The organism is Bombiscardovia apis, from assembly GCF_033095945.1.
Taxonomy (GTDB): Bacteria; Actinomycetota; Actinomycetes; order Actinomycetales; family Bifidobacteriaceae; genus Bombiscardovia; species Bombiscardovia apis.
Genome location: NZ_AP026800.1, coordinates 619356 through 645319 on the forward strand (window position 1 = coordinate 619356; position 25964 = coordinate 645319).

Below are 25964 nucleotides of genomic sequence, written 5' to 3' on the forward strand. Positions count from 1 at the left end.
ACTTGTGTAAGAGTGAACACCGATATTCGACGGGTGCGTATCGCATTCTTGTGACAGCAAATTAGTGAAGTAGGTTACCTAATTTAGGATTCGGCTTGCGGCTGTCCTTGGTGGGTTGCTATGCTGAGAGCGTGGCTGAAATAACAACCAAGAGAGCAGACGAGTTCGACTTCCATTCCGGATCTATTGTTCAAGAATGGCTTTGGGATGACGATGTCGACGACAGCATTCGCCAGCAGATTGAAGATCTGACTGGTGAGGAGCTGGTAGACGAAGACTACGACGCACAGGTGGATGGGGTAATCATCTGGTGGCGTGATGGGGATGAAGAAGACGATTTGGCAGATACCATCGTCGATGCTTCCACTTCACTAGAAGACGATACGCCGGTGTGGATTTTAACTCCTAAACCGGGGCGCCTTGGCGCGCCAGGCCCTAGTACTTTGCCCAATGCGGCGAAGACTGCTGGTATGAACGCGGCAACTCCCTTAACGGTGAATGCTGACTGGAATGCTATGCGCTTGCGGGCTTTTGGCAAGGGTAAGCAAGCCTAATTGCGGTTTTTACTGGTGTAAGCACCGAGCGTACTTCAGCTAGGGCAAGTTTGTACACCGTTGAAAATGTTATAAGAGGAACGTCTGCTGAGCGGGCGTTCCTCTTTTTTTAATAAGTTTTCGAGCGTGTTGCATGCCACTATTGCCACTATGGTTTTCTTAAACTATTGAAGCTCTACACAATAGTAGGGTAGGGGATGATCAATACAGTGGGAAAATGGTGTTGCGTATCGGGATTCAATGTGGGCGATGAGGGATTCGAACCCCCGACATCCACCGTGTAAAGGTGGCGCTCTAACCAGCTGAGCTAATCGCCCTCGTCTGTACAGTTTAGCAAAACGTGTGAAAAACACATGTTACGCAGTGCAGCACAAGCACAGAATACTATAGTAGCTTGTCATCAGGATATTTGGCGCGCCGTCTGCGTGCTCACGTAAGCTAGGGGCAGAGAGAAGTTTCTGACCGCAAGACAAGGCAGGAGGTCGGTGTCCCGATGGCACATGAGCCTGAATCCAATCGGAACGACGCGATGATTGCGCGTGCGGGCAAGCGTAAGTGGGGTTACGATACTCGGCAGGTAGACGCCTTCCTTGCTCGTGCCCACAAGCTGTATGAGAGCGAAGTTCCTAAGCTCACTCAGCAAGACATTGGCAATATCTCCTTCGACCTGCGCAAGAATGGTTATATCATTCCGCAGGTTGACGCTGCCCTGTCTCGGCTCAGTAGGGCTGTTTCTGACCGCCGCACCTCTTGGCAAATCACCCAATATGGTCGCCAACAGTGGCTCACCAACGCTGTAGCTTTGCAACAGAAGTTAGCAGTACATGCAATGAGAGCTGATCGTGAGCGCTTTGCTCCTGGCCGCGACGGCGATCCTTCATACGACCGCAAGCAAGTGGATCGTCTGGTTGACCAAGTGGTTGCTAAAAGTGCAAGCCAGCTAGGTCTCGAAAATACCGGTGCTTATAGCGATGATAATTTGGCTGACATTACTGCCGATCGTGTTTCCAATGTAATCTTCACCCAGCGTAAGGGTAAACACGGTTATGACGAGCGTCAGGTGGACTATTACCTGGTCCGTGCCATTGAGCTTTTGCAACAGTTGGAATCTTATGTACGGTTGGGTATTGGCGACAATCTGAGCGGTGCCAAGAGTGCTGCTAAGTCTAGCCAGGCTGCCCAATCGGCTCCAGCTTCTGACGACACAGTCTCAGCTTTTGGGACGCGTCAGGAAGAACTCGTTCCAAGCAAGTCCGTACCTTCTCGTGCTAAGACGCGGGCTGCTGAGCCGGTTGCGAGTATTGCTCCTGTGCCTGTGGAGCCTACCGTAGAAGATGCTTCCCATTTAGAACAACCAGTAGATGCTGAAGATGATGGTCAGTTTGATCAATTACATCAGGCTGAGCAGGCCATTTTTGACGGTGCTGATGCTGCGCAGGTACCTCAATTGGACGCTCCTCTTGCTGAGGAAAAAGTGGCGAGTCCAGTGCCGGATCCTCAAACGGTGCCAGGCCGTAAGCAGCCTGCTACTCGTGCTGCGGATTCACTAAGAAAGGCTCCTGCTGCTCGCGTTCGGACCGCTGCTCCCGCTGCTCCGGTTGATCAGAACAGCTCCTCGCTCGCAGCATTGGCGAAGACTCCGGCCCAGCCACAAGCTGCGGATGATGTGCCAGCTGTTGGTCCTGCAAAACGCCCCTCGCGCCACGCTGCTACCGCTGCTCCTCTAGAGGAAACGTCTCAGTTCAATCCGCTCACTGATTGGGATGATGACACTGGTTCCGGCCAGACTCCGTCTCATTCTTCTACTTCTGTTATAAGTGAGCCTGAACCTGAGCCTAGCCCAGAAGAGTCTCTCTTTTCGGTGAAGCTGCCTCAGGTCAATGTAGATATTCCAAGCCTAGGCTTCCCCTCCTTATCTGAAGAAGACATACTGGACGAGACCCGTAGGTAGGTAAGGCATGGCTGGCTTCGCTCTTCGGCACTGTCAGATAGAATGACCACCGTGTCACAGCAAGCCAGTCAAATCAGCCAAGAGCCAAGCAATAAAGATCGCCCAAACGAGCCCTGGACTAGGGCTAGGCGGTTAATGGCGAGTCTTCCTATTTTTGTTATTTTGATGGGCCTTTTGGTGTCCGTCTCCTACTTCACTGCTGTGCCTTGGAAATATGAGCCTGTAGATCAGAATTTTGCAACACTGAGTTCAGATACGGCTGTGACTTTTGATAATCCTTCCCAGGTGCCCTTGGACCGTGTAGGCAAATATCAAGTATCCAAGCGGTATACGTGGATTAATGCTGTTCGCCCGTCAACCGGCGAGGTTCAGCAGATTCATACCTTAATCAGAGAGCCTGTTGGAGCTCCCGGCAAGCGGGCAGCAGTAGTGTTTATGCACGGCGCTGGTTATGGTACTTGTGATAATTCTTTCGGCGACGTAGCAACGGCTATGGCTTCTGCAGGGTTCGTGACAGCGGTCATTGACAAGCCGGTATGGTCCACTTCCGACATCAACCGCGACTATCCAGCTTCGGCCAAAATCTACGATCAAGTCATCAACTATTTACGGACTCAACCGAGTGTTGATTCAGCACAAGTAGGTATTTATGCGACCAGTGAGTCGACTTGGATTTCGGCTTACTTGCTGCAAGATGACCCGAAGATAGCCTTCCAAATTCTACTCAGTCCCATGGTGTTTTCACCCCGCCACGCGATGGGCTTCTTCGTAGCGCAAGACTTCGCTATTGCCGGTGCAAACCAAGGCTACCAGTCAGTGGTGCGCAGACTCTTTTCTGCAGACGGCACGCTTTTTGGTTTGCAGAATTTCGACATCGACACGCAGTTTAGTCAGGCTTACTCAGTTCCCACCTTAGTGGCGTATGGCACCAAAGATGTGATGACGGCCCAAGTGGAGGGCGTGCAGAAGATATTGGCCCTAGCGCACGAAAGTGACAATTGGAACGTCTCTGTGCGCTCTTACGCCGTCTCTAACCACGTGCTGCGTTTAGGGGATGAAGCTAATGCCGGCACTCCTCTAGCAGATCACTATCAAGAAGATATGGTTGATTGGGCCCAGGGGCAGGTCCACGGCCTTACACAGACTTCACAGCCGGTGGCCGGTTCCACAATCCACCAGTCCATTGCAGTTCCGCTCGACCTCTTTGGTCGGCGCAAACTCACGGTATATATGGTGATTGTGCATGCCAGCGCAGTTTTATTCTTGTTCCTATCAGCAGTGATGGCGCTCTTGGCGCTCGTGATGAAAATTTGGCGCTGGATGAGGCGAGATAAACGCCGGGTATTCGGCTTCTCCCACGGTTTTGGGAACAGTTTAGCTGGTATTGCTGGCACAACGATTGCAGCGCTCTTACTCTTTGCCTCCGGCTTAGGCCAGGTGATTATGGCCCTAGTCAAACTCGGCTGGGGAGGGGTGCCAGACCCGGCTGGAGTCAGCGATTGGTCTTGGCCAGTCATTCAACTGGTAACGGCTGTTGTGGTTTGGGCTTGGTCGCGAGTATTGGTGAGTATGTACGAGGTAGCAACGCTGAAAGGTGTGCGCCATATCCCTACTCAGCTTAGAGGGAAGGGCTTCAGTAAGGGAGCTATTGCCCGCCAGCTAAAGGCCAACGATCCGCAGCCGGTTTTAGCTTCGAGCAAGTTCGGTTTGGTTTTCTTCTGGATCTCCGCCCTTGCCATGTTCTGCCTTCTGCTTGTGTTTGCCTTCTGGGGGCTCTTTATCTATTAGCGGCTAGCTCATGTGCACCTGTTCGCTGAGAGCAGCTGGACGCTAGCGTTGTCGCTATAGGTCAGCAGGATACAAGTAAGAGTTTGATACGTATTCTTTCAGATGTGCGAGGGGGGGGGTGAGCGGTGGTTACTTATCGAGATGAAGGCGTTGTTCTACGCACTACGAAGTTGGGTGAAGCTGACCGTATCATCACTATCCTGACTAAGAGCAATGGCAAGGTCCGGGCTGTGGCCAAGGGTGTGCGCCGCACCAAATCACGCTTTGGCTCGCGTTTGGAGCCTTTCATGCGGGCTGACCTCTTGCTGGCTCAGGGTCGCAATCTTGATGTGGTGTCGCAAGCTGCCTCTATCGCCACGTATGCGGATCCTATTTGCGCCGATTACGACCTCTATACCAACGGTGGGGTCATGTTGGAAACGGCAGACAAACTCGTCTCTGCGGAGCATGAGCCTGCGCGTGGTCAGTATTTGCTGCTGATTTCAGCCCTTAAAGCCCTGTCTACGGGCTCGCGAGACCCAAGGATGATATCCGCTTCATACTTAATGCGTGCCATAGCTCTGGCGGGCTGGCAGCCCCGTTTTGATTCCTGCATTGTGTGCGCTCGACCTGCCGCTCAATGCGAGCTGAGCTACTTCTCTGTCTCTGGTGGCGGTTGTATCTGCCACGCCGACCATACGCCTGAATCTGTGCGCGTGTCGGGCCCGGCTGTAAACCAGCTGGAGGCGCTTACTTCCGGGGATTGGCAGCGTTTAGCAGCTGCCCCCTTAGACCCGATTACTGACCGGCTTGTTGAGAAATGGGGCGAATACTATCTAGAACGTCCCATTCGGGCACTGCGGCTACTAGATTCGTCTCTATGAGCTTTGAAGGTGTAGATTACCAGTCATTGAGCGTGCCAGACGCACCCTTTGCTGACCCCTCGAGGGTCCCAGCTTTCCCCGCAGAGGCCGTACCTCGGCATGTGGGCGTAATTATGGACGGCAACGGGCGTTGGGCCAAGCAGCGCGGTCTCGTGCGTACCGAAGGCCATAAAGCGGCTGAGCCAGTGGTGTTTGATACCATTGCAGGTGCCATCGAAGCCGGCGTTAGATATTTGAGCTTGTATACTTTCTCGACGGAGAATTGGAAGCGTAGCCCCAGTGAAGTACGTTTCCTCATGGGCTTTTCTCGAGACATCATCCACCGCCGTGTGGCGCAGATGGATGAGTGGGGAGTGCGGGTGCGTTGGTCGGGCCGCCGCCCGCGCCTGTGGAAGTCGGTAATAGACGAGCTTGAAGTGGCTATGGAGCGTACTAAGCACAACACCACTATCGACGTGGTCTTCTGCATTAACTACGGTGGCCGGGCCGAGCTGGCTGATGCTGCGACGGCTATAGCACAAGAGGTGGCAGCAGGGAAAATCAAGGGCTCCAAAGTAACTGAAAAAATGATTGCCGAGCACTTATACAATCCAGACATTCCAGACTGCGATTTGGTGATTCGCACCTCTGGCGAGCAACGCACTTCCAACTTCCTGCCTTGGGAAGCTGCCTACGCTGAGTTGTCTTTTGTGCCCGAGCTTTTCCCCGAGTGTGGCCGAGATGTGCTCTGGCGCTCTATCGACGAATATGTGCGTCGAGACCGCCGTTTTGGGGGTGTTAAGACTGTCTGAAGGCAGCTTAAAACCCTTGGTATTGTGCGGTAAATGATTGATGGTAACCCGTTCGTGACATTCGACCCCGTATATTAATGGGAACTGGCAAGGGGCCAGTTCTCTATTGGGGAGGCAGGTGCTCATGGAACGACAACACCATGCTCAGTCAGCTAGTGGGACGCTCATTGTCTCACTTATGGCCGGATATTCAATTGTCTACATGGACAAGAATATGATTTCGACTGCAATTATTCCGATTGCAGATCAGTACGGGCTCGATCCGGGTCAGACTGGCACTATCATGTCAGCTTTCTTCCTCGGTTATACCTTGACCCTGATTTTCAGCGGATGGTTGGCTGACCGTTTTGGCTCTAAGCCTGTACTGATGGGTTCTATGATGCTTATAGGCATCTTTAGTTTCCTGTTCGGTTTTGCTAATGGTCTGCCCTTCTTTATCTTGATCCGCTTCCTAGCGGGTATGGGCCACGGTGGTTATCCGCCCTCTTGCTCGAAGGCTATTGCCGAAAACTTCCCGCAGGAGCGCCGTACTTTCGTGCAGGCTTTGATTTTGTCGACCTCTGGTATTGGCGGCATTTTGGCCTTCACTCTGGGTGCCAACTTGATTTCTAGCAATTGGCATGTGGCATACTCGGTTCTGGGTGCCTGCTATTTGGTAGCCTGTGTGCTCATTTTGATTTTTGTTCCCGGCACTCCGCGCAAGGCAGTGGCTGGCAAGGTGGAACATATAGAAGCTGATGCTGCAGCAGCTGCATCGCAAGAGCCCAAAGTAGGGGTTTGGGAGCTCTTAAAGAATCGCAATGTGCTAGCACTTTTCTTGGCCCTTCTTTTTCTGAACATCCTTCTCTACGGCACTATGTCTTGGATGCCTAGCTATGTGACCAAGACCTTTAACTTGTCTATTAGCCAAGCAGGCATACTTCTGGCTGTCAACGCCGTCTTTTCAACAGTTGCTACCATTTTCTCCGGGCAGTTGCTTTCCAAGCTCTTCTTGGGCCGCGAAAAGCAGGCAATCGTTGGCTCGACGGTGATTACGTCAGTCCTCGTTATCGTCTTCCTTTTCCTGCAGAATGTGTGGCTGAGCCTAGCATGCATGATTCTTATCAGCTGCTTCGCTGTCTTGGCTTTCACCGGCATGTTCACTTGGCCTCACAAAATCATGGATTCCCATTTGATCGGCTCCGCTATTGGCATTACCAGCACGGGAGGCACCATCGGTGGTTTCCTGGCTCCAGTAATCAGTGGCTACTTAGTCAAGGCCGCCGGTGGTTCCTTCTTCTGGGCCTTCAGCTTCCTAGCACTCATGAGTCTTTTGAGTGGTCTGGTAGTTCTCACTGTTAAGGTTAAACAAGAGTAGTTGAGTCACAAAAGAGGCCCGGCTTCCTGCCTTGTGCAGGGGACCGGGCCTCTTCTATATGCTGTTTCTATCAGCGGTCTGGGGTCTCCCAGATGGTGCGCAGCTTGGCAATGGAAAGGCTGGAAACAATTGCCTTACCTTCGCCTGATTCGGCTACCAAGCGAATAGCGCGGGGGCCTTCAGCGGGGAAGGAGTAAGACGAGATTACTTCCAAGGCGTCGTTCACGTAGACTTCAACGGAACCGCGATCTACGATAATGCGTAGCTTGAGCTTGCCTTCGCTCTTGTCTAGCGGGGCAGTTCGGTAGCCGCGGTCGCCGTAAGTGTTGGCATGGCGGTCCAGAACTACACGCTCCAGCTGGTCGTCATAGCACACCAGAGTGTGATCGCCGTTGGAAGTGCGGTGAATCTCCAGTCCAATGCGCTCGGCCTGTGAGTGAGCTAGGTCGATTTCCATCTCAATATCTGCAGTTTGCGCGTCTGCAACCAAATCGCGGCTCTCGTTGACACCGAGCTCAATAGCGCCAAAGTCCTGCTTGTCTTCGTCGAGCTGGTCGAACTCACGGATGGGAAGCGTGCGCAGGTGGTCTCCCGCCAGCGTCACTTCGCGAGGTACAGTGAATTGGCCGCACCAGCCGTCCTCGTCCATAGGAATAGGCTGCGTGAAGGGGCTCATCCAGCCAAACATAAGGCGGCGACCGTCGGCTGCCTCGCAGGTCTGGGGGGCGTAGAAGTTGTGGCCGTCGTCCCACAGGTGGAATTCGGTCTCCTGCTTGAAGGGCTGGCCCGGCTCCCAGCTGCCGATTACATAGCCGGCATTGTTGTGGTTGCGTGCTTCAAAGCCCTCGGGGCTCAAACCCATAGCCGAGTAGCAGATAACCCACTCGTCTCCCAGAGGGAACATATCGGGGCATTCAAGCATGAAGACCTTGGGATCTGGGTGCTTGTATACCGGCCCCACGAAGGTCCAGTTGACCATGTCGGGGGAGGTGTACATCCAGATTTCGCCGCGGTGCTCGGGCGTGCATACGCCAAAGACCATGGTCCAAGTATCGCCTTGCTTCCACACCTTGGGGTCGCGGAAGTGGGGGATACGGTCATCGGGGCAGGGGACTACTACGCCCTTCTTCTCAAAGTGGATGCCATCTTCGGAGACGGCCATGCACTGCTCTTGCAGGTTGCCTTCGTCTTCGTTGACACCGTTGCGCCAGCGGTGGCCGGTGTAGTAAATGACCATCTTGCCGTCGTCTGAGATGACTGCTGAGCCTGAGAAGACGCCGTCTTTTTCGGCCTCAAAGCTGGGTGCCATGGCTACGGGCTCGCGCCTCCAAGTAGCCAAGTCTTCGCTAGAGACGTGACCCCAGTGCATGGGGCCCCACTGGGTGCCGAAGGGGTGGAGCTGGAAGTAGGCGTGATAGCGGCCCTTAAAGTAGCACAGACCGTTGGGATCGTTAATCCAGCCGGCTTTGGAAGCGATGTGCTCCAGCGGGTACCAGCGGTCTTTGCGCTGTGCAAAGAGCTGGTCGACTCCGGCTTCGGCCTTGGCAAGCTGTTCGCTCTGGTCATACGTTGGCATGTTTTCTACGTTCATCATTGAGCATCCTTTGTATTCGCGGTGATCTTGAATCTTTACTGCGGGGACCGGCTCTGCTCACTATTCGTATCTAGCGAGCAGAGCGGTCATTTATCACTGCTTAAGCGGCTGCCTGAGCGGCTAACTGCTTATCGGTGTAGAAGGGGTCTCCGTCTACCTGCTGATCGTCCTTCTTAAGAATAAAGAAGCCGTAAATCAGTGCCACTAGCACAACGAGCGAGATAACGAAGAAGGTGGGGCGGTCTCCGGCCTTGTCGTGAAGCATGCCCAAGGGAGTAGACATAATAACTTGGCCCACCTGAGAAGCAATCTGGAAGCCTACCATATAGAGGGTGGCAGAGAGCTTGGGGTTGAAGTGGAGCGTGAAGTAACGGAAGGCCGGCAGGCAGAAGAGCGGCACCTCGATAGAGTGGAAGAGCTTGACGATGGAGACCGTGTAGGGGTCGTGGAAGACACCGCACAAGCCGATGCGCAGGAACATTACAGCAGCGCCCAAGAGGAGGGAGTTGCGGATGCCGATTTTGCGCATAATGATTGGTACAACACCCATCATGGCCGACTCAAGGAAGACCTGGAATGAGTTGAGGTAACCGTAGACCTGAGTACCCAAAGTTGGAGTAGAGAAGAGGTCGGCATAGTACTTGGGGAACATCTGCTGATCGAATACGGTGTAGAAGGTGTTGGTGAACATCATGAAGATGATGAGGAGCCAGAGAGCTGGCATGCCAAGAACAGAAATCATCTCTTTGATGGAAGGGTTAGTCTTCTCAGTGTTGGGATCGGCTTCCTTCTTAATCTCTGCCTTTTGCTCGCTGGGAACCCAGAAAGCGTAAACCATGAGCATGCCGACACCGAAGGCGGAACCCAGCCAGAAGTTAATCATGGGGTTGATGTTGAAGACGATACCGCCGATGAGGGCCACAATGGCATAGCCGAAGGAGCCCCATGCGCGGGACTGACCGTATTCAAAACCGAACTTACGCGAATAGCGCTCGGTGACGGCCTCCAGCAAAGAGCAGCCAGACATGAAGCCAGCGGACAATACGAGGGAACCCAGAATTGCTCCCACCATCAAGTTGGACTTGATGAGAGGCATGTAAATAAACTGGACGAAGGGGCCCACCAAGGCGGCTATGACCGAGATGAAAATGGTCAGGCGGCGCTTAATGCCCAGCTCGTCTTGGATAATTCCATAGGCAAACATAATAATCAGCGTTGCCAAGGAGTTCACCGAGTAAATAGTTCCGACTTGGGTATTGTTCATGCCTAGCTTGGTAGTGAGCCAGAGCGAGTAGAAGGCCCACCAAATGCCCCAAGCGCAGAAGAAGAGGAAGATTCCCACCGAGCTTTGTAGATAGGAGGGGTTCCTCCATGCGGATAGTTTTTTGGCTTGCGCTGACATCGCTGCCTCTCTTTCGCGTGTGCGGGTGGCATCGCTGCCGTTCCCGTCGGCCTGATGAAGCATCGTTCGCTTCGATGCGACTAACCAATATAATAATGCGTCAATCGTTTTACGTCAAACGATTGACGCATTCATAATCGACGTTAGCGCTCACATATTGTTGTATTGCTTGAAAAAGATTAGAAGGGGAAATACGCTTGTTCTATTGCAGCGGGCTGAATCTAGCGCACAGAATCTTTTTCAATCAGCTGGCAATGAATCAGAGCCGGGCGCGGAGCCTGCAAGCTGGGTAGGGGAGCGCGAGTCTGAGTATGCAAAGCCGGGCTCTCGTCCTTGTGTTCAATCATCGACACGAGCTTGCAGGCCGCCCAATAGCCCATTTCGTAGTGGGGGAGCTCAATTGTGGTGAGTCGGGGAGCCAGAGTCTCGGCAAAAACGCGGTGGTTATCGACGCCCACCAGGCTCCAATCGCGGCCGATAGTTAAGCCACGCCTAGCAGCTGCTTGGTATACGTACCACGAGCGCGAATCGTTGAAACAGAAGAACCCATCGGGGTTGCCCGCCTCAATCATGGCCTCAACCGCGTCCATAGCCTCCTGGTTAAAGCCCACATTGGCCACGAGCTTGGGATCTGCAGTAATCCCAGCATCTCCCAAAGCGCTCTGGTAGCCCTTAAAACGCAACCCTTGGGCCAGAATCGGGTCTTGGTCTCCTATGTAAGCAATGCGCTGGCAGCCCGCATTGATAAGGCGTTTGGTGGCGTTATAGCCAATGCCGTATTCGTCTGGCGCAATGGACGGCACCATGCCAGTGCGCTCAATACCGTTGGCAACTACGACGGGCAGTTGGCGCAAAACCGGGGGGACATCGGCGAGCTGGTTGTACATTTTCGCGTAGAGGAAGCCGTCTACCCCGTAGCGTTTGAGGGCTGCGAACTCGCGCTCTTCCTCAGCCACCCCATCGGTCGAGACGGTAATGAGCATGTATCCTAAGCGGGCAGCGGCGTCTTGTGCGCCCATAATAATGCCGCCTGCGTAAGGGGTGGTGGCTACCTCTTCCGAGACGAAGCCAATAATGCGGGTGTGCGAGGTACGCAAGGAGCGAGCAAGGGGGTTAGGCCTGTAGCCTATTTTCTTGGCCTCGGCCCGCACTCGCTTGGCTATATCGGGCTTTACTCGACCCTGATCGCGCCCGTTGACCACGAGAGAGACCGTAGACACAGACACTCCAGTTGCCTGTGCAATCTCTTTCATCGTGGTCATAGCATCTCCTTACGGTTCAATTTTCCTAGCATAACCCTAGGCCTTAACCCAGCGGGCAGAATGCTTTGCTGCTATGAGCACGCTTGAACTAGGCAATTAACTTACGGGCTCTAGGTCAAGCTTGTGGCCTTGAGTTGCCGCCCGGGCGAGTGCTGGTGCTCATTGCGCATCGGGGAGTCAGCTGGTGCTTGTATCTGCTAGCATTTATGGAGGGGGCTGCACCGTTCCATCCGTATTGTGATGGCAGACGTCCTAGGAGTTTTCGAGCGTGCTTTCCCTTTTCTTACACACTTCTGGCGCAGACCAAGAGTCCTTTGACGCTGCCCAGCAAGAGGACGTCAAGGAGGAGAGCGGCAACGGTATCGAGCAGGGCCCTGTAAGTGGTGAATCTTTCGAAGGCGACGAGGCGAGTGAGAACTCAGTAGCTGAGCTCAAGAGCCTTATGGTGGCACTCAAGCAATATCGACGGCTCAAACGTGCGGTGGCGGTGCTATGTGCTCTCATGCTTTCGGGTTGGATAATCATTATTCTCATGGTGAGAAAAATACCAGCTTTCATCTTCGGCAAGCCCGATGCCCCTATAAGGTTCTTCGAGCAGGGCATCACCGAGCTGATTATGGAACCAAGCCTCTTCACGCTCCTCCTTACCTTTGGCTTCTTCCTGCTCTCTGTTGCTGTGCTCGCACTCGCTATTGGCGTGAGTCATGGTATGAGCAGCCTGGGCATGGCGAAACCGGTCTTTAACCGCATCGCCGAGCTGCTGGCAGTGTGCGCCATAGTGTTCTCGCTTGCGATGATAGGTGAGGGTTGGGGCGTGGGTGCAGAGCGCATTCAGAAGGGCACCCTGCCTGCCCTACCCACAGACAGCATGATCTTAGGAACTCCATACAAAACGGTGTGGAGTTGGCGCCACGAATCAGCCTCGGGCCGGCAGCAGGGCAAGATTATTGCACCGATTGCCCGCCAAGTTGATGTTGAAAGCTCCTCTCGCGGCATGGAATACTATCTTTACGCGCGCGTCGATTCCGACCGGCTCAGCGCTGTTGAACCCCTGCTCAGCGGGTATGCGAAATCGGCCCTCGCCAGCCTCAGCGACTACGGGCTGCCCCAAGCCAAAGTGAGCGTCCACATAGACGACTGGGACCGGCACACCCTGCTGGAGCGCACCTACCAGAACTAGCTGTTGACCACATCAACCCATGAACAATAGTCAATAATTAATAATAAGGAGAAACCCCATGTCCAGCACCTTCAAAGATAAGCTTAAGAATAGCCTCATGCCCAACGGTTGGCTCCACGCCGCGCCCAACTCGTCTGCCCTCAACCCCCACGAGCAGTGGATCGTGGCCCTGGGCTCATTCACATGGTCATACTTGGGCGACTACGTCAACGCCTTTGAATCAGAAGACGATGCTTCAACCTGTGCAGCCGCCCTCGAACAGTGGTGGGGTGTGAGCGACACCGACAGCTACAGGCAGCGCGCGCAGGGCCTCATCAGCCAAGGCCAGCGCAGCGAATTCCAACCGTTGGTAGACCTTATTAGCGATTTTCGTTCAGTGGCCAGCAATATTAGCGGCATACGTAAGCTCAAAGTCGGCTTTTTCCCCACTTCGATTGTCTCCTATTATTACAAGCAATCCAACACCAGCTTCAAGGCCAGTATGAAAGACTTAGGGATGGGCAGCCAAGAGCTCACCGAGATGCTGATGATGTGCTCTGGCTACGGCGAGGGCGATGATTTTGGCGAGTTCTTGGAAGACTTTGCGCAGGTCAAGAGCGCACTGGCCTGGGACGCAGTGCGAGTCGTACACATGAGCAGCTTGGCATACAGCGCCGGGTATGTGAGCCGCGGTGAAGCCATGCAATACAGCTCCCAGCTCAAGAGCCAAGTCGAGGAGACGTATACAGACTGGCGCAACGCCGCTGCCGGCTATGTTTTGGGTGCTTGGCTTTGGGATAGGACCGACACCCGTCTCGACAACATCTCGCGCACCACCAGCATGCTCCTCAAGGATCCCGAGAGCTTAGTAAACCAGGTAGCCTTTAAGTAAGCGCCGCTGCTGGAGTTGAGGCGCTCGCAGGCCTGAATCCCGTCTCAAATCCAGCGCAAACCTGGTGCCTTATCGAGTTAGCCTGGCTCTTTTGCGCAGGCTCAGCTGGTAGGCGGTGTATGTTCCAGTATGCAGATGACTGGGTTTGTATGAAAGGCAAGCATAGGGCTGCTGGCGCATTGTATAAAATGCTATGAAGATTGTTGCTGCCAGTGGTGCACAGCTCATTGTGTATGGCGTGCACAAGCAAGAACTCCACAGAGCTTTCGGAGTTCATGCGCATTCGCCGCATACATTGGCCTTGCAATATTGTTTGGAGCGAGTCAATTATTACGCTGAAACTCAGAATATCCTGGATGTGCATGTTATCACAGATAAAGTTGATGACCCGAACGCCCACGAAGCAATGATGCACCAGTATAAACTTTCTGGTGCAACGCAAGGTTATTTTCAATCAGATTTCGCCCACATTGTATTTCCTTTTAAATGGGAGGACTCTCGCCATTCGTTTGGACTGCAAGCAGTTGATATGGCACTCTACATGCTCAACAGGGCTGCGCGCATAAATCGTGATGATATGTCGACTGGCGATAAACAGGTTATGAAAATTGTGAGAACGCTGTCGCCCAATATTCAGCGATCATCGAAAGTTGCTTATCTGCAAGAAAGAAAGAGCAGATACATACTGCCAGAATTGACTTCGGGGGCCCCTAAAGGCCCCCGAGCGGACAACAATTAAGAACGTAACCGTTCAAACTCGCCGTATTTATATTTTATCTGATGAACTTCAAATGCGCAATGTCGGTTTAGCTTCACGCAGATAGCGTCGAACTTATCTCGAAGAAACTGCGAGCGCGTTTTTGGGCTCGCTTTGTATATCACTTGACGAGTGCTGTAATGCCGTGACTACGATTCACTGCGCTGGGCTAGGATTTCGTTTACTAGTTGGGGCTTGCGCTCCATTTGGTCTCGGGCGTCGGGGCGGATGTCGAGCTTTAAGCTCACGCCGGTGCGGTGGCCTTGGGCGGCGAGCTTGAGGGTGGCATCGCGCACTACGCGCAGGACTTCGTCGAGGTCGCCTTCGATGTTGGTAAACATGGCGTTGGTCTCGTTTTTCAAGCCAGATTCGCGAATCACACCAACAGCTTGTGCCACATACTCGGAGAGTTCTTCGCCAGTGCCGGATGGGGCGATAGCTACTGCTGCTACCGTGTTGATGTAGTCTCTGCCCTGGCGAGCGTCTTGTGTTTTGTCTGCCATCGCTGGCCGCCTTTCGTGTGAAGTATGTATACACCGCAGCAATGCAGGCCAAGGATGCTCCCTACGCTGGTGTTAGCCAACAGGTTCCAAGGGTCAGGCTCCAAGCCTTCTCAACTCCCGCGGGAGTTCCCCTGCATGTGTTTTCAGACTAGGCCGTACAGGGGACAGAGATGAGCGCGCCTTGGGCGGCAACGGTCATAAGCGCACGGTATTGTAGGAGGCATCGAATTGTATCCCATTTGGCAATAGAAGGTGTGACTAGTGGCAGCGTCAAAACTTGATGAAGTCGTCTCCCTGGCGAAGCGGCGCGGGTTCGTATTCCCGGCTGGTGAGATTTACGGCGGCACGCGCTCGGCTTGGGACTACGGCCCCCTGGGCGTGGCCCTCAAAGACAACATTAAGCACGAGTGGTGGCGCTCCATGGTCGTGACCCGCCAAGACGTTGTAGGCGTAGACACTTCGGTGATTTTGCCTACTCCGGTTTGGGTAGCTTCCGGCCACGTTTCCGTCTTCAATGATCCGCTGATTGAGTGCCTCAACTGCCACAAGCGCCACCGAGCAGATACCCTGGAGGAGTCTTACACCGAGAAGCACGGCCACGCTCCCGAAAACGGTTTGGCTGACATTGCCTGCCCCGATTGCGGAACCAAGGGCCAGTGGACTGAGCCGCGCGACTTCAACATGATGCTCCAGACCCACTTGGGCCCGGTTGCTGACGAGCATAGCCTGCACTACCTGCGCCCGGAGACTGCTCAGGGCATCTTCGTGGACTTTAAGAACGTGATGGGAGCTTCTCGCTCCAAGCCGCCGTTTGGTATTGCCAACATGGGCAAGTCCTTCCGCAATGAGATTACCCCGGGCAACTTCATCTTCCGCACCCGCGAGTTCGAGCAGATGGAGATGGAGTTCTTTGTGACTCCCGGAACCGACGAAGAATGGCACCAGTACTGGATTGATGCCCGCACGCGCTGGTACACGGACTTGGGCATTAACCCCGAGAACCTGCGTCATTTTGAGCATCCGAAGGAGAAGCTGGCCCACTACGCCAAGCGCACGGTCGATATCGAATACAAGTTCGGTTTCACCGGCTCCACTTGGGGCGAGCTTGAGGGCGTGGCCAACCGCACCGACTTCGATTTGAAGGCTCACGCCGAGCATTCGGGCGAGGATCTGTCTTACTTCGACCCAGCTTCGGGCGAGAAGTACGTGCCCTACGTGATCGAGCCTGCCGCTGGTTTGACGCGCTCGCTCATGGCCTTCTTGGTCGACGCTTACGACGTAGACGAAGCTCCCAATACTAAGGGTGGTGTGGATCGCCGTACCGTCTTGCGCTTGGATCCGCGTCTGGCTCCTATTAAGGCTGCCGTACTCCCACTCTCCAAGAAGCCCGAGTTACAGGGCATCGCTCACAATTTGGCCGCAGACCTACGTCAGAACGAGTGGATGATTGACTACGACGAAGCCGGCGCAATTGGCCGCCGCTACCGTCGTGAAGACGAAATCGGCACACCTCTGTGCATCACCGTCGACTTTGATACCATCGAGGATCAGGCCGTCACTATCCGCGACCGCGACACGATGGCCCAGGAGCGCGTGAGCTTGGATAAGGTCGAGAATTATGTGCGCGCCCGCATCAGCGAAAAGCGCGTGCGCTATCCTGAAGGCCCTGTTTCCATCACGGGTAAGGCTGCTGCCGATGGCGCTGTTGATGTTACGAAAGAGGCTGGCGAAGACGAGTCTGCGCCGGTCAAGGTAGCCGAAGCAGGCGGCGACCGCTAAATCTATGGCCCAAAGTCAAGTTACACTGGCCCCGGTTCAGCTGGGGCCTATTGCCGTGCCTACTCCGGTTGTGCTCTCTCCTATGGCGGGCGTTACTAACTGGCCCTTCCGCGTCTTGTGCGAGGAATATGGGCCAGACGGGCTCTACGTAGCTGAAATGGTCACGGCCCGCGCTCTGGTGGCGAAGAACCCGAAGGCTTTCCGCCTCTGCCGGTTTGCGCCCTCTGAGCGGGTGCGTTCCCTACAGCTGTATGGCGTAGACCCGATTATTATGGAGAAGGCTACGCGCATGGTTGTCGAGGGTGGCATGGCCGACCATATCGACCTCAACTTTGGCTGCCCAGTGCCGAAAGTGACACGACGTGGCGGTGGCTCTGCTCTGCCTTGGAAGTTGGACCTCTTTAAGGAGTTGTTGAACCGGGTAGTGAGCGTTTGCAGCAGTGCGAACATTCCGGTTACAGCCAAGATTCGTGTAGGTATTGACGCGGACCACACCACCTTTTTAGAGGCGGGCCATATAGCTCAAGAGGAAGGTTGCGCAGCGGTAGCCCTGCATGCGCGCACGACTGCCGAATACTATGGCGGTCATTCCGATTGGGATCGCATTGGTCAGCTGGTGGAAGAGCTCGACATACCCGTTTTGGGCAACGGTGATATCTGGAGTGCTGAAGATGCGCTGGCTATGGTTGAGCAGACTGGTTGCGCGGGTGTAGAAATTGGCCGCGGCTGCCAGGGGCGTCCTTGGCTCTTCCGCGACATCGCCAACGCTTTTGCTGGTTCTAGCAAGCGAGTTGAGCCCACGCTGGGGCAGGTGGGGCAGATTGTGTCGCGCCACGCCCAGCTTTTGACTGAGTTTTATGACGGCGACGAGCAGATGGCAGTCCACGACATGCGCAAGCACGTGGCCTGGTATCTTAAGGGCTTCCCGGTTGGCGGCGGCACCCGGCGGGCCTTTATGGAATGCGAGTCTTTGGCAGATTTAGACCAGCAAATTGCGCTGTTGCCGCAAGACGCGCCCTATCCCGAGTCGATTGCGGCCAAGCCGCGCGGTCGAGTACGGTACGCTAAGAAAGTAAAACTGCCGCAAGGATGGCTGGATTCGCGCGAAACTACCCATGATGAACGCGAAGCGCTCTTTGGCGACGACCCGATGGACGCCTCTTATTAAGGGGCTTGTGTAAGCTGTAGTACTACCGGATATATCGCTGTGGTGAGGACCTACAAAAATAAGTGTGAACTTGTGTAGAAGCTTGGGGTTTAGCATCAAAAGCGAAAGAGTTGGGGTTAGTCTAGAATATGACTGTATACGTGTGCGTGTTGGCGTATCAGGTTTGCGCTAGAGTTGACCGTAACGTGGAGTGACAGGAGCATATGGTGAGCGAGATTGCCCAGACTGACAATTTCAATGACAAGACCAATATCAAGGTCGTCGGTGTCGGTGGTGCAGGCGGCAATGCGGTCAATCGTATGATCGCTGAGGGCTTGCAAAACGTTGAGTTTGTAGCTATCAATACCGACGCGAAGGATTTGTTGCGCTCCGATGCGAACGTGAAAATCTCCCTTTCGGATATGAACTCGCGCGGCTTGGGCGCTGGTGCCGACCCTGAGAAGGGTGCGAAGGCAGCCAAGGATCACCAGAGCGACATCGAGGAAGTCCTTAAGGGTTCCGATATGGTCTTCGTGACGGCAGGTGAGGGCGGTGGTACCGGTACTGGTGCCAGCCCCGTCGTGGCTCGTGCAGCCCGTCAGCAGGGCGCACTGACCATAGCTGTGGTCACTCGACCCTTCACTTTCGAAGGTCCCCGCCGTGCATCTTCTGCCGAGTCGGGTATTGAGACCTTGCGCAAGGAAGTTGACGCGCTTATCGTTATTCCCAACGATCGCTTGCTTGACTTGTCTGACCGCACGGTTTCCGTCATGGATGCCTTCAAGACTGCCGATACGGCTCTTCTGGCTGGCGTGCAGGGCATTACCGACCTGATTACCATGAACTCCTACATTCACGTCGACTTCTCCGATGTGACTGCCATTTTGAAGGATGCTGGCACGGCTCTCTTCGGTATTGGTGCAGCTCGGGGTGAAGATCGTGCTACGCAAGCTGCCGAGATTGCTATTTCTTCTCCGCTGCTTGAGGAGTCCATTGAGGGTGCTCACGGTGCTTTGATCAACGTGGCAGGCCCCACCGATTTGACTATGCAAGAAGCTTCGGCTGCCGCCAAGCTCGTACAGGATGCCATTCATCCCGAAGCGCAGATTATCTGGGGCTTGGCACTCGACGATTCCTATGGCGACGAGGTGCGCGTCACTGTTATTGCTGCCGGTTTCGATCCCAACGCTCAGAAGGCTGCCCAGCTGGGGCAGGCTTCTAGTGAATTCGCTGCCGTTCAAGACGACGAGTCCAACGAACAGTCGCAAGAAAATGTTTCGTATGTGCAGGCCGACTCCGAAGGGGAGGGCGAGCAGGAAGCTCAGCCTTGGCAGGAAGACGAGGCTTCGTCTGAACACCAGAGCCAAGAGCAGGCTGAACCTGACAGCGAAGAACCTAGGTCTTCAGACGCGGGTGGCTATCTGGACATTCCAGATTTTCTGCGGTAAAGAATACGCCAGCGGCAGGCTAGCGTAAAGTGGTAAGGAGCAAGAAGTCATGGCAGGATTGATGAAGAGTGCTATGTCCTACTTCGGCATGGCTGATGTCGTAGACGAAGACGAGGAAATGGCCTCAGAGGAGGAGAGCCAAGACGCAGGCTTCGACAACGACCACTCAGTCACGCCTATTGGCGCAAGTCAATCGTCTGCAAGTTTTGCTTCGGCTACTGTGTCGAGCCCGGCGGTGTCTAGCCCCTTCCAGAGCAAGCTCAACCGTATTACCACCATTCATCCCAAGACCTATGAGGATGCGCAAATGGTGGGGCGGGCTATTCGAGACGGCGTCCCGGTTGTATTGAACTTGAGTGGCGTGAGCGAGTCGGTGGCCTACCGCATCGTCGATTTCTCTGCCGGCGTAGTCTTCGGTGTGCGTGGCTCTATTGAGCGCGTTACTCCGAGGGTATTCCTGCTTAGCCCGGCTCAGGTCAATATTAAGGTTGAGGAGCCTGAAACTCCAGCTGCCTCGCAGTCTTTCTTCGGTAACTAATCGAAGTTAATCCTATCCGTGTGAACGCACTCTGGTAAGGAGCCTCACCGCACATGCTGCTCGGTTTCGTGGCCTATATTCTCAACTGGCTCATTGATGCCTATATTTTCGTGCTGTTTGTACGCATGATTATCGACTGGATTATGGTCCTTTCTCCGCGCTGGTATCCGCGCGGACTAGTGGCTTCGATTATTTCGATTATTTATCAGTTGACTGAACCGCCCCTGTGCTGGCTGCGTCGTTACATTCCGCCCCTGCCACTCGGACGTATCCAATTGGACGTCAGTTTCATGGCCCTGTGGTTCGGGCTAATCGTTTTACAAGTTGTTGTCAATGTCCTCATTTAAGAGCGCTTAATGGGCGGGCTTGGTTGCCTGTTGGGCTGCACAAGGTGAAGGCTTGAAGATGGTACGCGTTTTTCGCTGTTTCTGTACAGTGGGGCGTGCTAGCATTAGTAAAGAACAGCAATGTAGGTAGACTGTTGCCGAAGCGAGGTGGAGATACACATGGCTCTTTTGACGCCCAAAGACATACGGGAGCATACCTTCCAGACAGTGCGGTTCAAGGAGGGGTATGACGTCGATGAGGTCGATGACTTCCTCGATCAGGTAACTGAAACGGTAGAAGCTCTGGGGAAGCAAGCAGTACAAGGAAACGGTGCTTCAACTCAGTCCTTCGGGCCTGACGTAGCCAACTTGAACTCGAAGATTTCTGAGCTGACCGCCCAGATTCAATCACTGCAAAACGAGAATCGCAATCTCAAGTCCCAGGCAGCTACTGCCGGACAGCAGGCTGCGCCCGCAATGGTTGCCCAGCAGCCCAATCCTGAGATGCAGCGTCGCGTCGCCGATGCCGAAGAGCGCGCTCGCACGATTGGTATGCAGAATGACCAGCTGAAGAAGCAGGTTGCTCAGCTCAACCAGCAGATTGACCAGCTGACGGCCCAGGCCGCTCAGTCTTCTCAGCATGTTGCCGACTCGGCAATGCAGGGCAATCTTTCTGCGCTCCAGCGTGAGCGCGATGAAGCCCGCCGTCAGGTCGAGACCCTGACGCAAGAGCTCGGTTCAGCCAAGCGCGATTTGGCTGCTGCCCAGCAGAACGTGTCGGGTGCTCGCCAGCAGATTGCACAGTTCCAGCAGACCATCCAAGAGGAGAGGACCAAGACTTCTCAGCTCAACCGTCAGCTTGAGGATTCTAGGCGTCGTGAAGAAGAGCTGCGTGCTCAGGTAGCTAAGGCAGAGCCTGCTCCTGAGACCGGTAGCCTCCAGCAGATTGCTGGCGCTGGTGCCAATGCCAGCACCGAGGCCGAGCGTGCAACCGCCATGCTCACCTTGGCTATGCAGCTGCACGACCAGTACGTCGACAAGGGCAAGGCTAAGGGTGCTGAGATTGTTTCCTCCAGCCAGTCCAAGGTCGACGAAGTCATGTCTAAGGCTGATGCATACTCGCGTAAGACGCGTTCCGATGCAGACGACTACTCTAAGCGCGTCCACTCGGAAGCTGACTCTTACGCGCAGAATGTTCGCACTCAGGCTGATACCTATTCCTCCAAGATTCGCGGCGATGCTGATGCTTACTCCAGGAGCAAGCGTAATGAAGCCGACGAGTACGAGCTTCAGGTGCAGCAGCGCGCTCAGTCTTACGACAAGAGCACTCGCGAATCCGCAGAGCGTTACGCAGCTAGCGTGCAAGACAAGCTCATGGCTCAGTCCAAGATGGTAGAGGGCAACATTCAAAGCCTCAAGTCCTTCGAAGCTGAGTACCGTAGCCGTCTAACTGAGTTCCTGGGCCAGCTTGTTTCTCAGGTCTCCGACACTAACAACTACCAGATAGTTGAAAACAACGGTAACCCCAGCGCCCAGCAGCACTAAAGCTGGCTAGTCTGTGTCAAACCGCACAAGCGAATCAAGACGGCTGCGCACACGCGTGGCCGTCTTCGCATGCCTAGTCCTTCTGGCTCTTGGCCTCGACCAAGTCACAAAGGCTCTTGCTCAGGTTCGACTGAGCGAAACGAATTCCAAGGTTTTTATACCTGGTCTTCTCTCTCTGCGTCTTCTGCGCAATCCCGGTGCCTCCCTTGGCCTCGGTTCTGGGTACACCTGGGTAATTAGCTTGATAGCAATCTTCGCCAGCTTAGCGTTTATAGTGCTACTGCTTCGCACCGATTCCATAGCCTGGACGGTGGCTCTAGCCTTTGCTTTCGCAGGTGCGGTCGGCAACTTAATAGACCGAATCGCGTACGCTCAGGGCTTCCTCAATGGCCGCGTGGTGGACTTTTTGGACTACGGATGGTCAGTGGGCAATATTGCCGACGTATATCTGAGCTTTGCTGCCCTGGCAATAGTTGCCCTTATTCTCTTTGGTAAGCCCTTCAACAGCCTCCAGCAGGCTCAGACGGAGCGCGATGCAGGTGAGGGGGCGGCCGACAGCCAGGAGGTCAATCGTTGAGCGGCAAACTGATGCCAGCTCCCGAAGCCCTGATTGGCTTGCGCCTCGACATGGCTCTGGCAAAAATGCTGGGTATCTCACGGGCTAAGGCGAGCGAACTCATACGAAGCGATCAGGTTCGCCTGCTTAACCGTAAAGTCCACAAGGCGGCTATTTTGCAGCCCGGAGACGTGGTAGAAGTCGATGAAATGGACGAGGAAGACGCTCCGGAGCCAGTTTCGGAAGACATGGCCGTGGCCTACGAAGACGATGACATTATCGTAGTAGACAAGCCTGTGGGCGTGGCTGCGCACACTTCTCCTGGTTGGGATGGCCCGACTGTGCTCGGTTCCTTGCTTGATAGGGGCATACATATTACAAGCTTAGGAGCGCAAGGTCGGCAGGGCATCGTGTCTCGACTCGACGCGGGCACGAGCGGGCTCATGCTTGTATGCAAGTCAGATTTGGCCTACCGGGAGATGCGTAAGCAGTTCGCCCACCACGAAGTCGTTAAAATCTACCATGCGCTCGTGCAGGGCAATCTGAAACAAGATAAGGCCACAATCGAGGCTCCTATTGGCCGCGCTCGGGTTTCCGACTTCCGTTTTACCGTGACTCCCGCGGGCAAAGAGGCGATTACCCACTGGGATGTCTTGGAGCGACTGGGGGAGGCCACCCTAGTGAAAGTCAACCTGGAGACGGGCCGCACCCACCAGATTCGCGTGCACTTCTCGTCAATCGGTCACCCCCTAGTCGGTGACCACATGTATGGTGCCAACCCCGTGCTGGCCGAGCGCCTCAGCCTCACCCGCCAGTGGCTCCACGCCACCCGCCTAGAGTTCCGCCACCCCCGTACCAAACTCTGGACCACCGTCTCCTCTACCTACCCCCCAGACCTCACCGAATCCCTAACCCTCCTCCAATCCGAAGCTGCCGCCAAGCTCAGCGAGTGAGACTTGCCCTGCTGTATGAACGCGAGTTAGCGGCAAAAGGGAATTTTGATTAGCGAGAACTGGCAGTCCTAGGGCTGTGGCGGGGAATGTGCTTGCGTTGGGCTGTGAGAATGTGAGCAGCGTAGACCACTGCTGATAGGACGGATAGGGCAAGTAGGCTTCCTCCGCCGAGCTGCTGGAGCGGTATAGCTCCGGCGGTCGGGAGGATTAGGGCTGCGGCCCAGTGAGCGTAGAGGGTCATGTTGTAGTTGACGGGATTGCTGAAGTCCCAGAGGTCGCCTCCTGTGGCCTGGGTGTACCAGCCAACTAACATCTCGCCCTCTTTCGTGGGCCTTGGATTCGGTGCACTAGCTCGATCGCCGACGTTCGCCAAAGCCTGCACCGCAGGCGTATGGAGGGTTCCGCCATTAGCATCAAAAGTGACTGTGACGCCTAAAACTTTCTGGGAGATTCTACCGTTGAAGTTTGTTGGTCCGGAGGCGTTAGGAAGCTGGATGGTGCCTGTAAAACCGTATATATAATCGCCTGGATATGAGTGTGGCCATGTGTAAAAGCCATTAGCTGTGTTGTAGGAACCGCCAGCAGGAGTCGATACGTCAGTGTTATTCCAGTTATATTTATCTGGGATGGCGAATACATCTGGACTGTGGCTAATGATTGCAGGGCCGAGGTTAAGGGGATTGTCTGAGTAGGTAGGTATGTCTGGCAAGCGCACTTGTTGATTGTCTAGTATGTAGTTCGGATTTGTTAAAGCGGTGAACTTGCTCCAATCTACAGTGCTGACATCGGTTATCTGATTACTATTAAGAGAGAGCTGACTTAGTCGTGCTATGAACGGAGCCCAAGCTGTATTAAGCATACTTAAGCTTGTAATTTGATTGCTATCAAGCCATAACTTTTGAAGTTGAACAAGTTTGCTCCAGTCTGTAGTCGCAATATGAGCACTAGTGACTTTGTTTTGAGATAAGCGCAGATTTGTGAGGTTTGGGAAGTTCAGCTGCCCCAGTTTATCTATCTTGTTCATGCCAGCGTCCAAAACGAGTAATGTAGGTATGGATGGAAGGTTGTCTAAACTGGTAATTTGATTACCATACATTTGAAGTGTTTGCAGTTTGGTTAGGGCATTCCACTTAACCGTGGTAAAGCTTGAATCGGTGATTTTGTTGCCTCCCCCAAATGAATGGACTTCATTGCCAACTCCGTCCCAACTTGCGCTTCCGCCGCCTTGTCCAATGCTGAGATAAGTTAGATTAGGATTGTTGAGCTCACCTAACGTTGCAATCTGATTGCCATCCACAGACAAGTAGTTAAGATTCGGTATGTTGGTGAGACGGCTGATGTCAACGAGTAAATTTTGTCCTAAGAGCAGGTATTTCAGCTGCAAGAGCTGGCTCCAATTGACAGAATTTAGCGCAGGTGTGCTGATCTTGTTTTTGTAGAGCGACAGATTTACTATATTCGGGTTGGTGAAATTTCCTATGGTGTCAATTTGATTCCACCATGCCTGGAGGTCTTCTAGTCCCGGCATATCAGTTAACGGACTAATGTCAGTAATTTGGTTTCTGTAGATTATAACAGTTTTTAGCTTAGTCAGCTGGCTCCAATTTACCGTGGAAAGAGCAGTGCCAGCGAGTTGATTTCGTTGGAGTCTAAGCGTCGATAAATTCGGATTATGTAACGGTCCCAACGAACTTATTTTGCAATCGCTTGCGTTAATAGATTCAAGATTTGGTACTTCCGTTATGGGGCTGAGATCGGTTATTGGATTACCAACTAAACTCAGTTCTTTAAGTTTTGTTAGTTGCGACCAGTTAACGGTTCGTAATGCTTCGGTAGTCACGTTGTTGCTCGCAGAAATGAAGATAGGCAAACCATTTTCATCAGTATTGTTCAAATACGAACTTGTGCTGCCAAGGTAAAGTTGTTCAAGATTTGGGTTATTGAGCTGTCCGAGAACGCTAATCTGATTACCGCCTACATTCAAACCTATTAGTTTTGGCATATTCGTCAGAGGGGTAATATCTGTAATTTTGGTGTTTTTGATGGCTAAACCAGTGAGATTAGTAAAAATGGATAAGCCTTGAACGCTTACAATATCAGAGATGATGAGGCCTTCTCCAGACCTAGAATCGCTCAAATCTAATGACGTTGTTGCAGTGATATCGGCTGTGGTGAGCTTGTCGGTTACTTGTCGGGCTGGGTAGCTGGGGGGTGTGCGAGGCATGCGATTGGCGATGGCGGCGGCTAGGTTGGGGTCGGGGAAGCAGTCGGCTATGGTGCTGACGTCTGGGGTGCAGGAGTATGGGCCTCCGCGCGGGGTGATTGTATTGGGGTGCGATGGGGCCGGACTTGGGGTGGAGCTGGACTGCGGTGATGGGGTAGCGGTTGGGGTTGGCGATGGCTGCGGCTTAGGCTGAGCGGGTTTGGGATTGGGCTCAGGGGTTGGCGCTGATTGCTTGGGCTGGGAAGTGCCTAGGGGAGTGTGTGATTCTGATTGCTCTTGGGGCGTCGGTGCCTCAAATGTGGGAGAATCAATTGACTTCGTTACAGTATCGAGTGGTGATACATCTTTGGTTTTGGGCGATTGCGCTGCCTTGCGCGAATCTGAATCTGAAAGCGAGGATTGGGATTGAACCGGGTCGGCGTGAACAGTGACCGGTGCCGCTAAATTAGCGGACCCCCCCCCCCAGGATAGCCATGGATAATGCAACGAGTGCAGCACTAAATGTGTGCTTGACGCGCATAACAACACCCCTCTAAACCGAAACCAGCGACAATAAGCTGAAATTTCAGTGTCTA

General features: G+C 53.9%; 23 protein-coding genes, 1 tRNA gene and 1 riboswitch. Of the genes, 18 read left to right on the plus strand and 6 right to left on the minus strand.

What is annotated here, in order from left to right; translation table 11 throughout:
• The first annotated feature begins 131 nt into the window (after positions 1–131).
• The gene (locus tag R8377_RS02305; RefSeq protein WP_317643361.1) at positions 132–554 is read left to right on the plus strand and encodes a DUF3052 domain-containing protein; all 423 of its coding nucleotides are present in this window, start codon (positions 132–134) and stop codon (positions 552–554) included.
• A gap of 243 nt (positions 555–797) precedes the next feature.
• On the opposite strand, the gene R8377_RS02310 is transcribed toward R8377_RS02305, so the two are convergent.
• Positions 798–871 (minus strand) — tRNA-Val (locus R8377_RS02310).
• Between the two features lie 176 nt (positions 872–1047).
• Between R8377_RS02310 and R8377_RS02315 the strand changes: the two genes are divergently transcribed.
• The 5 genes from R8377_RS02315 (at position 1048) to R8377_RS02335 (ending at position 7304) form a co-directional block, all read left to right on the plus strand.
• Positions 1048–2505: a DivIVA domain-containing protein gene (locus R8377_RS02315; RefSeq protein WP_317643362.1), complete on the plus strand. Its 1458-nt coding sequence runs from the start codon at positions 1048–1050 to the stop codon at positions 2503–2505.
• A 135-nt stretch (positions 2506–2640) separates the two neighbouring features.
• Complete coding sequence (locus R8377_RS02320) at positions 2641–4293, plus strand: alpha/beta hydrolase family protein (protein ID WP_317643363.1); 1653 nt, start codon at positions 2641–2643, stop codon at positions 4291–4293.
• A gap of 125 nt (positions 4294–4418) precedes the next feature.
• Positions 4419–5156 carry a DNA repair protein RecO gene (recO, locus tag R8377_RS02325; protein ID WP_317643364.1) on the plus strand — a complete coding sequence of 246 codons (738 nt, stop codon included), beginning with the start codon at positions 4419–4421 and terminating at the stop codon, positions 5154–5156.
• Positions 5153–5947, plus strand: a complete 795-nt coding sequence (locus tag R8377_RS02330; RefSeq protein WP_317643365.1) for an isoprenyl transferase — start codon at positions 5153–5155, stop codon at positions 5945–5947. The genes recO and R8377_RS02330 overlap by 4 nt, the downstream gene beginning before the upstream one ends.
• Before the next feature lie 124 nt (positions 5948–6071).
• Positions 6072–7304, plus strand: coding sequence for an MFS transporter (locus tag R8377_RS02335; RefSeq protein WP_317643366.1), 1233 nt, complete (start codon positions 6072–6074; stop codon positions 7302–7304).
• Between the two features lie 70 nt (positions 7305–7374).
• Here the strand turns inward: R8377_RS02335 and R8377_RS02340 are convergent, their stop codons facing one another.
• From R8377_RS02340 to R8377_RS02350, 3 genes are all read right to left on the minus strand, one after another.
• Positions 7375–8898 carry a glycoside hydrolase family 32 protein gene (locus R8377_RS02340; protein WP_425605015.1) on the minus strand — a complete coding sequence of 508 codons (1524 nt, stop codon included), beginning with the start codon at positions 8896–8898 and terminating at the stop codon, positions 7375–7377.
• 100 nt (positions 8899–8998) lie between these two features.
• Entirely contained in the window at positions 8999–10300 is a 1302-nt protein-coding gene (locus R8377_RS02345) for an MFS transporter (protein WP_317643367.1), read from the minus strand.
• A 221-nt stretch (positions 10301–10521) separates the two neighbouring features.
• A complete protein-coding gene (locus tag R8377_RS02350; RefSeq protein WP_317643368.1) occupies positions 10522–11562 on the minus strand; it encodes a LacI family DNA-binding transcriptional regulator in 1041 nt (346 codons plus the stop codon).
• 268 nt (positions 11563–11830) lie between these two features.
• Between R8377_RS02350 and R8377_RS02355 the strand changes: the two genes are divergently transcribed.
• From R8377_RS02355 to R8377_RS02365, 3 genes are all read left to right on the plus strand, one after another.
• Positions 11831–12742, plus strand: coding sequence for a hypothetical protein (locus tag R8377_RS02355; protein ID WP_317643369.1), 912 nt, complete (start codon positions 11831–11833; stop codon positions 12740–12742).
• Positions 12743–12800: 58 nt separating this feature from the next.
• Positions 12801–13613 (plus strand): DUF1266 domain-containing protein, encoded by an 813-nt coding sequence (locus tag R8377_RS02360; protein ID WP_317643370.1) that lies wholly within the window; start codon positions 12801–12803, stop codon positions 13611–13613.
• 193 nt (positions 13614–13806) lie between these two features.
• Positions 13807–14352, plus strand: a complete 546-nt coding sequence (locus R8377_RS02365) for a DUF3800 domain-containing protein (RefSeq protein WP_317643371.1) — start codon at positions 13807–13809, stop codon at positions 14350–14352.
• Between the two features lie 167 nt (positions 14353–14519).
• On the opposite strand, the gene R8377_RS02370 is transcribed toward R8377_RS02365, so the two are convergent.
• Positions 14520–14873: an MTH1187 family thiamine-binding protein gene (locus R8377_RS02370; RefSeq protein WP_317643372.1), complete on the minus strand. Its 354-nt coding sequence runs from the start codon at positions 14871–14873 to the stop codon at positions 14520–14522.
• 41 nt (positions 14874–14914) lie between these two features.
• A riboswitch (TPP riboswitch) is annotated at positions 14915–15016 on the minus strand.
• A gap of 118 nt (positions 15017–15134) precedes the next feature.
• On the opposite strand from R8377_RS02370, the gene R8377_RS02375 reads away from it, so the two are divergent.
• From R8377_RS02375 to R8377_RS02410, 8 genes are all read left to right on the plus strand, one after another.
• A complete protein-coding gene (locus tag R8377_RS02375) occupies positions 15135–16652 on the plus strand; it encodes a glycine--tRNA ligase (protein ID WP_317643373.1) in 1518 nt (505 codons plus the stop codon).
• Between the two features lie 4 nt (positions 16653–16656).
• Positions 16657–17820 carry a tRNA dihydrouridine synthase DusB gene (dusB, locus tag R8377_RS02380; RefSeq protein ID WP_317643374.1) on the plus strand — a complete coding sequence of 388 codons (1164 nt, stop codon included), beginning with the start codon at positions 16657–16659 and terminating at the stop codon, positions 17818–17820.
• 206 nt (positions 17821–18026) lie between these two features.
• A complete protein-coding gene (ftsZ, locus tag R8377_RS02385; RefSeq protein WP_317643670.1) occupies positions 18027–19247 on the plus strand; it encodes a cell division protein FtsZ in 1221 nt (406 codons plus the stop codon).
• A gap of 49 nt (positions 19248–19296) precedes the next feature.
• On the plus strand, positions 19297–19785 hold the full coding sequence (locus R8377_RS02390) for a cell division protein SepF (protein ID WP_317643375.1): 489 nt from the start codon (positions 19297–19299) through the stop codon (positions 19783–19785).
• Between the two features lie 53 nt (positions 19786–19838).
• Entirely contained in the window at positions 19839–20132 is a 294-nt protein-coding gene (locus tag R8377_RS02395; RefSeq protein WP_317643376.1) for a YggT family protein, read from the plus strand.
• A 159-nt stretch (positions 20133–20291) separates the two neighbouring features.
• Positions 20292–21656 carry a DivIVA domain-containing protein gene (locus R8377_RS02400; protein WP_317643377.1) on the plus strand — a complete coding sequence of 455 codons (1365 nt, stop codon included), beginning with the start codon at positions 20292–20294 and terminating at the stop codon, positions 21654–21656.
• Positions 21657–21669: 13 nt separating this feature from the next.
• A complete protein-coding gene (locus R8377_RS02405; protein WP_317643378.1) occupies positions 21670–22233 on the plus strand; it encodes a signal peptidase II in 564 nt (187 codons plus the stop codon).
• An 11-nt stretch (positions 22234–22244) separates the two neighbouring features.
• Positions 22245–23165 (plus strand): RluA family pseudouridine synthase, encoded by a 921-nt coding sequence (locus R8377_RS02410; protein ID WP_317643671.1) that lies wholly within the window; start codon positions 22245–22247, stop codon positions 23163–23165.
• A 49-nt stretch (positions 23166–23214) separates the two neighbouring features.
• Here the strand turns inward: R8377_RS02410 and R8377_RS02415 are convergent, their stop codons facing one another.
• Entirely contained in the window at positions 23215–25389 is a 2175-nt protein-coding gene (locus R8377_RS02415; protein ID WP_317643379.1) for an InlB B-repeat-containing protein, read from the minus strand.
• A 199-nt stretch (positions 25390–25588) separates the two neighbouring features.
• Here R8377_RS02415 and R8377_RS02420 point away from each other — a divergent pair, with 199 nt between their 5' ends.
• Entirely contained in the window at positions 25589–25798 is a 210-nt protein-coding gene (locus R8377_RS02420) for a hypothetical protein (RefSeq protein WP_317643380.1), read from the plus strand.
• Positions 25799–25964 lie beyond the last annotated feature (166 nt).